The sequence below is a fragment of the Bradyrhizobium sp. Kon10 genome (assembly GCF_055807395.1).
Map to the genome: position 1 here is coordinate 1 of NZ_JBVVOZ010000002.1, position 11,633 is coordinate 11,633.

The 11,633-nt window shown below is 64.5% G+C and carries 12 protein-coding genes; 4 read left to right on the forward strand and 8 right to left on the reverse strand.

The features are described 5' to 3' along the window. Positions 1-160: 160 nt before the first annotated feature. Complete coding sequence (locus AC0L2O_RS03075; RefSeq protein ID WP_473368670.1) at positions 161-1,144, reverse strand: YiiX/YebB-like N1pC/P60 family cysteine hydrolase; 984 nt, start codon at positions 1,142-1,144, stop codon at positions 161-163. Positions 1,145-1,333: 189 nt separating this feature from the next. Here AC0L2O_RS03075 and AC0L2O_RS03080 point away from each other — a divergent pair, with 189 nt between their 5' ends. Then, entirely contained in the window at positions 1,334-2,722 is a 1,389-nt protein-coding gene (locus AC0L2O_RS03080) for a flavin monoamine oxidase family protein (RefSeq protein ID WP_473368671.1), read from the forward strand. A 141-nt stretch (positions 2,723-2,863) separates the two neighbouring features. Here AC0L2O_RS03080 and pheT read toward each other — a convergent pair whose 3' ends face one another. The 3 genes from pheT to pheS form a co-directional block, all read right to left on the reverse strand. After that, a complete protein-coding gene (pheT, locus tag AC0L2O_RS03085; protein ID WP_473368672.1) occupies positions 2,864-5,272 on the reverse strand; it encodes a phenylalanine--tRNA ligase subunit beta in 2,409 nt (802 codons plus the stop codon). Further along, entirely contained in the window at positions 5,269-5,715 is a 447-nt protein-coding gene (locus AC0L2O_RS03090; protein ID WP_473368673.1) for an endonuclease domain-containing protein, read from the reverse strand. The genes pheT and AC0L2O_RS03090 overlap by 4 nt, the downstream gene beginning before the upstream one ends. 212 nt (positions 5,716-5,927) lie before the next feature. Then, complete coding sequence (gene pheS / locus AC0L2O_RS03095; protein ID WP_473368674.1) at positions 5,928-7,010, reverse strand: phenylalanine--tRNA ligase subunit alpha; 1,083 nt, start codon at positions 7,008-7,010, stop codon at positions 5,928-5,930. 152 nt (positions 7,011-7,162) lie between these two features. Here pheS and AC0L2O_RS03100 point away from each other — a divergent pair, with 152 nt between their 5' ends. Then, entirely contained in the window at positions 7,163-7,591 is a 429-nt protein-coding gene (locus AC0L2O_RS03100) for a hypothetical protein (RefSeq protein ID WP_473368675.1), read from the forward strand. An 8-nt stretch (positions 7,592-7,599) separates the two neighbouring features. On the opposite strand, the gene rplT is transcribed toward AC0L2O_RS03100, so the two are convergent. Together rplT and rpmI are read right to left on the reverse strand one after the other, a co-directional pair. Then, positions 7,600-7,959: a 50S ribosomal protein L20 gene (rplT, locus tag AC0L2O_RS03105; protein ID WP_369720230.1), complete on the reverse strand. Its 360-nt coding sequence runs from the start codon at positions 7,957-7,959 to the stop codon at positions 7,600-7,602. An 81-nt stretch (positions 7,960-8,040) separates the two neighbouring features. Continuing rightward, positions 8,041-8,241: a 50S ribosomal protein L35 gene (rpmI, locus tag AC0L2O_RS03110; protein WP_008539890.1), complete on the reverse strand. Its 201-nt coding sequence runs from the start codon at positions 8,239-8,241 to the stop codon at positions 8,041-8,043. Between the two features lie 274 nt (positions 8,242-8,515). On the opposite strand from rpmI, the gene AC0L2O_RS03115 reads away from it, so the two are divergent. Next, the gene (locus tag AC0L2O_RS03115; protein ID WP_473368676.1) at positions 8,516-8,914 is read left to right on the forward strand and encodes a hypothetical protein; all 399 of its coding nucleotides are present in this window, start codon (positions 8,516-8,518) and stop codon (positions 8,912-8,914) included. A 63-nt stretch (positions 8,915-8,977) separates the two neighbouring features. Here AC0L2O_RS03115 and infC read toward each other — a convergent pair whose 3' ends face one another. Further along, positions 8,978-9,517, reverse strand: a complete 540-nt coding sequence (infC, locus tag AC0L2O_RS03120) for a translation initiation factor IF-3 (RefSeq protein ID WP_369726583.1) — start codon at positions 9,515-9,517, stop codon at positions 8,978-8,980. A gap of 251 nt (positions 9,518-9,768) precedes the next feature. On the opposite strand from infC, the gene AC0L2O_RS03125 reads away from it, so the two are divergent. Next, entirely contained in the window at positions 9,769-10,551 is a 783-nt protein-coding gene (locus tag AC0L2O_RS03125; RefSeq protein ID WP_473368677.1) for an alpha/beta hydrolase, read from the forward strand. Positions 10,552-10,677: 126 nt separating this feature from the next. Here the strand turns inward: AC0L2O_RS03125 and AC0L2O_RS03130 are convergent, their stop codons facing one another. Next, complete coding sequence (locus tag AC0L2O_RS03130) at positions 10,678-11,475, reverse strand: acyl-CoA thioesterase domain-containing protein (RefSeq protein WP_473368678.1); 798 nt, start codon at positions 11,473-11,475, stop codon at positions 10,678-10,680. Between the last annotated feature and the right edge of the window lie 158 nt (positions 11,476-11,633).

Here is an 11,633-nt window from a genome sequence, read left to right on the forward strand (position 1 = left end):
CCCAGGTCCAACTCGCAACCGGGCTCTCGCGCACCAGAGAGAAATCGACCTCTTTGCCGACGGCGCCTCAATTTACCGCTTTTGCCAACCCGCGAAAAGTTTCATTCAGCGCGCGTCGGCCCTCAAGGCCGGTCCCAACTCGCAATGACGGTGGAGTGGACTACGCCGCTCGCTCGCGCGTCCGTATCCGCCGCCTCGGCCGATACGTCGCGATCTTCTTCAACAGCAGAAAATGCTTCGAGACCATGACGGGTCCGGCCATCTCGGCGGCCTGCACGCCTACTTGCTCAGCCGAAACTTCACCCGGCGCTTCTTCGTCAATCGCTTCAGGAACGAGCGTCGGCGCACCGATCGTTTCTGGAAACACCCCGAATGAGCCCGCTACCTCCTCGAGCGGCTTTTGCTTGTCGGCCCAGTGCAGGGCGGTGTAGTCGAAGCCGTGCACGATGGTGGGTTTGACGACTTCGAAATAGGGCGAGATGTCGAAGTCGCGGGGCATGTAGAGCGAGGAATCGCGGATATGCAGGATCTCCCGGCGCGCGGCGCGGCTGCCGGCCTTGGTGATCTTGGGCAGGATCGGATAGCGCACCGCATCGAACGCCTGTGCGATCAGCGCCGAGCAGATGATCTTGGTCGGATCGCCCGAGCCGATCGCGATCATGCGGCGCCGCCAGCGTTGCGGTATCGGCAGCGGGAACAGGAAGCGCATCAGGTCGACGATGTTCTTGGTGTCGTAGCCGAACCCGATGCGGTTGATGGCATAGCGGCAGACCGTGGTGCGGTCCTCATAGGACAGCCCCACCGGACGGCACAGGCGGGTGTGGTAGGGGAAATATTTCGATAGCGGCGCGGAGGTGACGCCTTCGCCGATATTGGCCTCGATCAGCACATGCGGCTCGCCGTCGGGCTCTTCCGCGCCTTCAATCGGGCCGACATAGAGCGCGGCATGCGACCAGGTCGACTGCGTCAGGTACTTGATGATGCCGGAGATGCGGTTGTTGCCTTCGACCAGCATCACGTCGCCGGGCTGGATCACGCCGCGCAGGTGCTCCGGGTCGCTCGGTGTGAACGGCTCGTAGCCCGGCACCTCCTTCGAGAGGTACGCGGCTATCAGCTTTCCGACCGAATCTAGGACCGTTCCCATGAACTCCCCCCACGGCCTTTTCCGACCGTCTTTTCTCTTTCTCTATCATGGTCGGAACGTGTTGCAATTCGGTTCATGGCTCTGTGAGCTCAAGCATGATTGATTCACCATGATGGTTGCCGCGCAACATCAGATACGGCAAGGTTCGCGAGCTGTTCCCGTTTGCCGCAAGTCTCCGGAAACCATGACATGACAATCACGCGCCGCAGTTTCCTATCGGCGTCGGCGGCCTTTGCCGCAATGCCGGTTCTGCGCGCAACCGCCGCGACCCTGCCGCGCGAGGCTGACATTGTCGTGATCGGCGCAGGTGCCGCCGGTATTGCCGCAGCGCGGCGCGTGATGGCGGCCAATCGCAAGGTCGTGGTGGTGGAAGCGGCCTCGCAGATCGGTGGGCGCTGTATCACCGACAGCACGACCTTCGATGTGCCGTTCGATCGTGGCGCACGCTGGATGCACAATCCCGATACCAACCCGATGATCCGGCTGGGGCGCAGCGTCGGGCTCGATGTCCTGCCGGCGCCGTCGGGCCAAAAGATGCGCATTGGCCGACGCAATGCCCGCGCCGGGGAGACCGAGGAGTTCCTGGCGGCGCTGGTGCGCGCCAACCGCGCCATCGACGAAGCCTCCCGCGGCAAGCTCGATACGTCCTGCGCGTCGGTCTTGCCGAAGGATCTCGGCGACTGGGCCGGCGCGGCCGAGTTCGTGCTGGGCGCGAGTTTTGCAGGCAAGGATCTGAAGGAGCTTTCCGCGATCGACAAGGCGCGGGCGCAGGACCGCAATGCCGCGATCGCCTGCCGCCAGGGCCTGGGCACGTTGATCGCGAAGCTCGGCGAGCAGGCGCCGGTCGTGCTCTCGACGCCGGCGAGCCGGATCGTCTGGAGCAATCGCGACGTCAGTGTCGAAACCCAGGCTGGCAGGATCGCCGCGCGCGCCGCCATCATCACGGTCTCGACCAACGTGCTCATGTCGGGCGCGATCAAGTTCGCCCCCGACATTCCCAAGCGCACGCTCGATGCCGCCGCGAAACTCGGCCTCGGCAGCTATGATCACATTGTGCTGCAACTGCCGGGCAATCCGTTGGGACTGTCGCGCGACGACATCCTGATCGAGCAGAGCAATTCGACGCGCACCGCGCTCATGTTCGCCAACATCGGCGGCTCCTCGCTGTGCTCGATCGATATCGGCGGCTCGTTCGGCCGTGATCTCTCGGGGCAGGGCGAGAAGGCGATGACGGCCTTCGCGAGAGAATGGATCTCAAAGCTGTTCGGCAGCGAAGCTGCCGCTGCCGTGCAGAAGTCCAGCGCGACCCGCTGGAATGCCTCGCCCTACGTCATGGGCGCGATGTCGGCGGCCTCCCCGGGCGGCCAGCTCTCCCGCAGAGTGCTGGCCGAGCCGATCGGCAACATGTTCCTCGCCGGCGAAGCGACCCATGAAACGCTGTGGGGCACCGTCGACGGCGCCTGGGAAAGCGGCGAGCGCGCCGCAGATGCGGCCCTGCGCAAGGTCGGGGCACTCAGGGACGAGCCTGCCGATGTGCCGACGCACTCGATGAAGAAGCGCCGGACGACGCGGCCATAGGAGTTGAGCTGCAACAATCCTAGCTCGTCGTCCCGGACAAGCGCAGCGCAGATCCGGGACCCATAACCACAGGGAGTGGTTTGACGAAGACTCGGAGTTGCCGGCTCGCGCGAAAAACGCTGACCGGGAAGTCGGCAAGACTCATGCCCTCAAAGTGCCGCCGGTCTTCTTCGTCACCTCCGCCACGATCTTTGCCGCCACAGCCTCGATCTCCTGGTCGGTCAACGTCTTCTCGCGCGGCTGGATCGTCACCGCGATCGCGATCGATTTCTTGCCGTCGTCGATGCCCTTGCCTTCATAGACGTCGAAGACGTTGACGGCGGTGATCAGTTTCTTGTCGACGCCTTGGGCGGCGCGCACGATGTCGGCCGCCTTCACGGCGCGATCGACGATGAAGGCAAAGTCGCGCGACACCGGCTGGAACGCCGACAGCTCGATCACGGGCTTTGCGCGAGTCGGCTTCTTCTTGGCCTCGGGGATACGGTCGAGGATCACCTCGAATACCATCAGCGGACCACCGGCGCCGAGCGCCTCGAGCGCGCGCGGATGCATCTCGCCGAAATGACCGAGCACGTTTTGCGGGCCGATCTGGATGGTGCCGGAGCGGCCGGGATGCAACCATGCCGGTCCGCCGGCGACGATCTGCAGCGCCTGCATCGGCGCACCGGCCGCAGCCAGCACCGCGAGCGCATCGGCCTTGGCGTCGAACACATCAGCCTGCGCCGAGCCCGACCAGTGTCGTCCCAGACCTTCCGCCGAGCCAAAGCCGCGACGGACGCCGCTCGCGGCCGTGAACTGATCCTGCGGGCGGTCGCCCTTGAAGATCTGGCCGACCTCGAACAGCGCGACATCGCCAAAGCCGCGATCGGCATTGGCCTGTGCCGCTGCGACAAGTCCGGGCATCAGGCTCGGGCGCATGTCGGAGAGGTCCGCGGCGATCGGATTGGCCACTTCGAGTTCGCGCTGCCCGCCGCCGAACAGTTCGGCCGCAGGCTTCGTGATGAACGACCAGGTCACGGCCTCGATCATGCCGCGGGTCGCGAGCGCGCGCCTGGCGCGACGGGTGCGCAGCTGGATCGGCGTCAGCACGGATTTGCGCGCGTCCTCGCCGCGCTCGAACGGCGTCTCCGGCACCTTGTCGATACCGTAGATGCGGACGACTTCCTCGACGAGGTCGGCCTTGCCGTGCACGTCCGAGCGCCACGAAGGCACCGCGACCTTCACCACCGGCCCCACGCCCGCCATCATGAAACCGAGATGCGACAGGATGCGCTTCATCTCGGGCTGCGGCACCTCGATGCCGGACAGCCGCTTGACCTCGGTGACCGGGAAATCGATCACGCGGTCGTCGCCGAAAGCCTTGCCGACGACGACGTTCTCCGACGGGGTGCCGCCACACAGTTCCATCACGAGTTTGGTGGCGAGCTCCAGCCCCGGCACCATGAAGGCCGGATCGACGCCGCGCTCGAAGCGGTAGCGCGCGTCCGAGTTGATGCCGAGCTTGCGGCCGGTCTGGGCGATGTTGATCTCGTTCCACAGCGCCGATTCGATCAGCACGTCGGTGGTATTCTCGTCGCAGCCGGAGGCCTCGCCGCCCATGATGCCGGCGAGCGATTCGACGCCGTGCTCGTCTGCGATCACGCAGATCGCGGGATCGAGATTGTAGGTGCGGCCGTCGAGCGCGAGCAGCGTCTCGCCCTCGCGGGCGTGGCGCACCACGAGATTGCCATTCACTTTCTTGGCGTCGAACACGTGCAGCGGCCGCGCGCGGTCGTAGGTCATGAAGTTGGTGATATCGACCAGCGCGTTGATCGGACGCAGCCCGATCGCGGTCAGCCGCTTCTGCAGCCATTCCGGCGACGGGCCGTTCTTCACGCCGCGCACCAGCCGTAGCGCAAAACCCGGGCACAGCGCGGCGTCCTCCACCGTAACCTTCACCGGGCAGGGGAATTCGCCCTTGATGGGCTTGATGGACGGATCCTTGAACTTGCCCATGTCGGCGGCGGCGAGGTCACGCGCGATGCCGTGCACGCCGGTGCAGTCCTGCCGGTTCGGCGTCAGGTTGATCTCGACCACGGGATCGCCGAGGCCGGCCCATTCGGCGTAACCGGCGCCGATCGGCGCATCGGCCGGCAGCTCCATGATGCCGTCATGGTCGTTGGAAATCTGTAATTCAGCCGCCGAGCACAGCATGCCGCGACTCTCGACGCCGCGGATAGTGCCGATCCCGAGCGTGATGTCCTTGCCGGGAATGTAGGTGCCGGGGGCTGAGAACACGCTGACGAGGCCGGCACGCGCATTTGGCGCGCCACAGACGACCTGCACGGGCGCGGCACCGCCGCCGGTCTCCACCATGCAGACGCGCAGCCGATCCGCATTCGGATGCTGCTCGGCCGAGATCACCTTCGCAATCGTGAACGGCTTCAGCGCCTTCGCCTTGTCCTCGATGTTCTCGACCTCGAGCCCGATCATGGTGAGCTTGTCGGCCAGCCTGTCCAGCGGCTCGTCGGTCTCGAGATGATCCTTCAGCCAGGAGAGCGTGAATTTCATGGCTGCTTTTTCTCCACGGAGACGGTCTGCTCCCTCTCCCGCTTGCGGGGGAGGGCCGGGGTGGGGGCTCTCTCCGCAACGATCGTCGCGATTGTTTCGAGAACGCCGGCACGATTGGTCATGACATCGAGATTGCTGAAGCGGAGCACCTTGAAGCCTGTGGCTTCGATCACGGCAGAACGACGCGCATCGGCGCGCTCACCTTCATTCGAGAAGTGTTGGCCGCCATCGAGCTCGATGACGAGCTTTGCCGCATGGCAAATGAAGTCGGCGACGTAGCTCTCGATCGGGACCTGGCGCCGGAAGATCACGCCGTTCAATCGGCCAGCCCGCAGCTCTGACCACAAGACTCGCTCTGCATTGGTCGAGTCGCGCCTGAGCGCCCGCGCATTGGCGCGTAGCTTGGCCGATACATTCCAGTCTGGATGCTTGGGATCGACCATTGGCAGCCCCATTGCGGAGAAACCCTCACCCCAGCCCTCCCCCGCAGGCGGGGGAGGGAGTTCGACCTGTCGAGCGGAAAGAGAATACGTACCCATGCGAAGGCCTCGCACTCGCTCCATCCATTCCCTCCCCCGCTTGCGGGGGAGGGGCAGGGAGAGGGCTCCCTCCGCGGCGGGAACGGAGAGAGTCTTCGCATGTCCGAGCGTCGCCCTCACGAGCTCAGCCCTCCGGCCAAGGTCGGCACTTCGAGCGGCTTGAAGCCGTAGTGGGAGAGCCAGCGGACGTCGCTGTCGAACAGCTGGCGGAGGTCGCTCATGCCGTATTTCAGCATCGCGATGCGGTCGATGCCCATGCCCCAGGCAAAGCCCTGGTACTCGTCGGGATCGATGCCGCACGCGCGCAGCACGTTGGGGTGCACCATGCCGCAGCCCAGGATCTCGAGCCAGTCCTCACCCTCGCCGAAGCGGATCTCGCCCTTGTCGCGACGGCACTGGATATCAACTTCCATCGACGGCTCGGTGAACGGGAAGAACGACGGCCGGAAGCGCATGTTGATGTGGTCGACCTCGAAGAACGCCTTGCAGAACTCGTGCAGGATCCATTTGAGGTGACCGAGATGCGAGTGCTTGTCGATGACGAGGCCTTCGACCTGGTGGAATTGCGGCGTGTGGGTCGCGTCCGAATCGATGCGGTAGGTGCGGCCCGGGCAGATCACGCGGATCGGCGGCTTGTGGCTCAGCATGGTGCGCACCTGCACCGGAGAAGTGTGGGTCCGCAGCAGCGTGCGCGAGCCGTCCTCCTTCGGATGGAAGAAGAAGGTGTCGTGCATCTCGCGCGCGGGATGGCCTTCCGGGAAGTTCAGCTTGGTGAAATTGTAATCGTCGGTCTCGATGTCGGGACCTTCGGCGACCGAGAAACCCATGTCGGCGAAGATCGTGGTCAGCTCGTCCCAGACCTGGCTCAGCGGATGGATGCGGCCGGCTTCCGCCGGCGTATCGCGCAGCGGCAGCGTCACGTCGATGGTCTCGGAAGCGAGCCGCGCATCGAGCGCGGCCGATTTCAAAACGTCGCGCCGCGCCGCCAGCGCCTGCGTGACCTTGTCCTTGGCGAGATTGATCGCGGCGCCTTGCGTCTTGCGCTCGTCCGGCGACATCTTGCCCAGCGTCGCGAGCAGCGCCGAGATCGAGCCTTTTTTGCCGAGCGAGGCGACACGCACCGCTTCGAGCGCGGCCTCGTCGCCGGCGGCGGCGATCTGGTCGAGGATGGATGTTTCGAGCGATGCGAGGTCGGACACTGTCAAATCCCTGCTACTAAATTCGGCTGGGTTGTCGCCGTACCAAGGCGGTAACGTCAAGCAAAAAGCCGGTCATTTCGGCGCCTGACCGGCTGGCTTGAACCTCGCAACGGGACCCGGCACCAAGGGAGGATCAAGAGGAAAGGTCCGCGATGCCGTCGAAATGCCAGCTCGCCGCTTTGGCCGTCGTTCTGTCGCTTGCAGGCACTCCGGCGCGGGCCATGGCGTGCATGGAGAAATCCATGACGCTGGACGAGGTCGTCGACACCATCAGCGCCCAAAAGGGCTGCGAGAGCGCGATGAAGGTGTTCAGGGATTGCGAACTGACCGCGAGTGGCGACGTCCAGCTCGGTGCCGCCGTCGAACGGAAATGCGAGGCGGATTTCAAGCCAGGCCTTAATAAGCCAGGCCTGGATGCCGCGCAGGCACAGTCCTACCGACGCGAGATGCGCGTATGCGACAGCAAGTACCGGAACAAGTCCGGCACCATGTATCTCTCGTTCACGGCATTCTGTCGGGCGGAGGTCGCCCAGCGTTACTCGCAGCGCGCGCTGAAGGCTGCGGGCCAGAAGGCCCGCTAACGCAAGCCTCAGGCCGCGAGCGCAGCTTTGGCTTTCTCGGCGATCGCCTGGAACGACACGGGCTCGTTGATCGCGAGATCCGACAGCACCTTGCGGTCCACGCTGATGCCCGACTTGGCCAGCCCGTCGATAAATCGGCTGTAGGTCATGCCGAACGGACGGACGGCGGCGTTGATGCGCTGGATCCAGAGCGCGCGGAATGTCCGCTTCTTGCGCTTGCGGTCACGGAACGCGTACTGCAGGGCCTTGTCGACCGCCGGCTTGGCGGTGCGGATCGTGTTCTTGCGGCGGCCGCGGAAACCCTTGGCGGCCTTGTAGACTTTCTTGTGCTTGGCGTGGGCGGTCACACCGCGTTTGACGCGAGACATGACAAAAATCCTTCAGAGATGACTTGGTTTTCGGATTTGCCGCGGGATGCGCGGCACGGTTGGCAATGATCGTCGACGCGATCAGGCGTTCGGCAAGAAGTACTTCTTGACGTTGTCGCCGTCGGTCTTGAACAGCACGCGGGTGCCGCGGAGCTGACGGATCTGCTTCTTCGTCCGCTTGATCATGCCGTGACGCTTGCCGCGCTGGGCGTGCATCACTTTGCCGGTGGCAGTCACCTTGAAGCGCTTTTTAGCGCCCGATTTGGTCTTCAGCTTGGGCATTTTGCTCTCCTATGGCCATAACAGAACGCCGCCCGTGAAGGCGGCCGGCCGTCTAAAATGCTCGTTAGAGCGTTGATTGTGCTCAGGTTTTGCGAACTGGCGCAAAACCCGCACGGACACCGCCGCGGCAGCCCTTAAATCAGCCGGGCGATGAAGGCTGGGCTTATGGCAGAGCGGGAGCGAAATGGCAACGGTGAACCGCCGCAACGGGGACGCCGACTATTGGGGGTTGCCACCCAATATTTAACCCGTCTCGCCCCGGAGCAGGACCAAAATGGCCCGTTTTTCCCAAACGCTTTTGTCAGTTTTCAGTCGTCCGTGCCGCATTGTGCTCTTCGCCACGCTTGCCGCAGCCGCCGTGCCTTCGGCCGCCGACGCCCGTATCGGCGGCTATGACGGCGTCTGGAATGTCACTTTCGCCACCACGCGCGGCAGTTGCAGCTCGGGCTACAGCGTTCCCTTCAGCGTGGCGGGAAACCGGGTCTCGTCCGCCGGCGGCGGCCGGGTCTCGGGGTCGGTCAATCGCGGCGGCGCCGTCGCGGTCCAGGTCTCGGTCGGTGCGTCCCATGCTACCGGCGGCGGCCGGCTCGCCGGATTGGCCGGGACCGGCTCCTGGAACGGCATCATCTCCGGCGACCGCTGTAGCGGCACCTGGCAGGCGACGCGAAGCTGAAACAAAAACGGCCCGCCGGATGTCCGGACGGGCCGTTCATTCTCACATCCGGAAACGCTGGCGTCAGCGCGGCGCCAGCACCATGACGACCTGTCGGCCCTCGAACCGGGCGTCCTGCTCAACCTTGGCGAGCTCGGCGACGTCGCTCTTGATCTTGTCCAGCAGCTTGGTACCGATCTCCTGGTGCGCCATTTCGCGGCCGCGATAGCGCAGGGTGATCTTGACCTTGTCGCCCTCTTCGAAGAACCGCTGCATCGCACGCATCTTCACCTCGTAATCGTGATCGTCGATCATCGGCCGGAGCTTGATCTCCTTGATCTCGACGGTCTTCTGGCGTTTGCGGGCTTCGGCGGCTTTCTTCTGGGCGGAATACTTATACTTCCCGTAGTCCATGATCTTGCAGACGGGAGGGCTGACATTCGGCGAAATCTCGACCAGATCCATGCCAGCTTCCTGGGCCATGCGAATGGCGAGAACGGTCTCGACCGTACCCTTGTTGTCGCCGGTTTGGTCGATCAGCTGGATTTGCGCATTGCGGATATCATCATTGATGCGCGGCCCGTCTTTGGCGGCTGGGGCCGGGGCTCTGTTGGGACGGCGAATGGGTGGTTCTCCAAAGTTGTGAAAGGAAGCGGCTATTTTGAAGGAAGAAGCATTTGCCGGCAAGCAAGTCGCGCGGACGCGAAGCGAGAACCCTCAAATGCGAGGCATTTTGGCCACGCCTGTCGGCACGGTGCTCGACATAGACACCTTGTTCACATTCCGCAAGCGTCCCAAAAGGACAGGGTTGATACCCGATCGCGCCGCCGGGCCGGCCCGGACAGCTCGAACCGCCCAGCCAGGGTAAATGTTCCATGACCAATGCTATTCCCGAACCCATGCTCGACTTCATCGAAATCGGCGAAGGCCCGTCGGCCCGCAAGATCGCGGTGCGCAGCCGCCCCGGAGCGGGCCCTGGGCTGGTCTGGCTCGGCGGCTTCAAATCCGACATGCAGGGCACCAAGGCCGTGGCGCTGGACAATTGGGCCCACGAACACGGCCGCGCCTCCGTCCGGTTCGACTATTCCGGTCATGGTGAATCCGGCGGTGATTTCGCTGACGGGACCATTGGGCGCTGGCTCGAAGAAAGCGTGGCCGTGTTCGAGCGGTTCTGCGCCGGCCCGCAGATTCTGATCGGCTCGTCCATGGGCGGCTGGATGGCGCTGCTGCTGGCGCGCGAGATCAGGAAGCGTGGCGCCTCGCTGGCGGGGCTGGTGCTGATCGCGCCGGCGCCCGACTTCACCGAGGAACTGATGTGGAAGACATTTTCGCCCGAGGTGAAGCTTGAGATCGAGACCACGGGCAAGTGGCTGCGGCCGTCGGAATATGGCGACGGCTCGCCCTATCCGATCACGGGAAACCTGATCGAGGAGGGGCGCAATCACCTCGTGCTCGGCAGCGCCATCGATCTCGGCTGTCCCGTTCGGATTCTCCAGGGCGCGCAGGATCCCGATGTGCCCTGGCAGCACGCCTTCGCGCTGACGCATCGGCTGCCAGCCGACGACGTCGTGCTCACCATGATTCAGGACGGCGATCACCGCCTGTCACGCCCGCAAGACATCGCGCGCATTCTCGCCGCGGTGGCGGAGATCGGGTGAAGTGTCGCGCCACTCGTCATTCCGGGGCGCGCCACTTGGCGCGAGCCCGGAATCCATTTACCCGCAGGCCCTGCGGCCCGATGGATTCGGGCTCGTGCTTCGCACGCCCCGGAATGACGGCGGGGGCTACGGCGCCGGTGCCTTCGCCATCGGCTTGCGCTGCGCAAGTGCTGCCACCGTCGCGGTGCCGATCGGGCCCTGTTCGTCGTAGAGCCAGCATTCGCCGATCGCGATGCCGTCGGTGGCGTGGTGGTTCACCACTTCGAAGCCGATCCAGTTCGTCACCGGCAGCCGGTGCAGATAGATGGTCACGTCGCTGTTGATGTAGCCGAGCCCTTTGTCGCCGGCGTTCGCAAACGGACTGGCGAAATCGGCGCCGGTGGCGACATGCACAAACGGTGTCATCGGCACGCCCGCAACCAGCTCGCGCACCTCGCTCATCCAGAGTTTTCGCGGGCCCAGCGATCCCATATGGCCGACGATCGGCCGCGTCGTCCATTTGCCGTGCATGCCGAGCCTGGGATCGGTCGGCTTTGGAATGTCCGCAGGCTTCGGCACCTCCCAATTCGGTGGCGACCAGACATTGCCGTCGGCGTTTTGCGTCCGCCGCAACAGCTGGCAGGAGGCCCGCGCCATGCTGACGCCGCCGGAGATAAACTCCGCCTCGATCACGCGGATCCGCATTCCGTCGCGCACCAGCCGCGTCGTCACCTCAATCGGCTTGTCGATGGTCGGCAGCCGAAACATGTCGACCGTCAATCGCGCCGGCACGAACTCGGGACCGGAATGGCGCTCCTCGATCGCGAAGCCGAGCAGGCCGACGATGACGCGTCCGTGCAGCGATGTCGGATCCCACGGACCGTTGGCGACTTCCGTCGCATGGAATGTGTCGCCGTCGCGGGTGAAGAAAGGCATGTCTGTCATGACGCGCGACCTTGAAGGAAGCTGCGGCGAAATCAAGGGTGGAGAGAGCGCGCGCAATAGCCACAACAACAAGTGTCATCGCCCGGCTTGACCGGGCGATCCAGTATTCCAGAGGCAGCAGTGATTGAACCGTTGGTCCGCGGCGTACTGGATGCCCC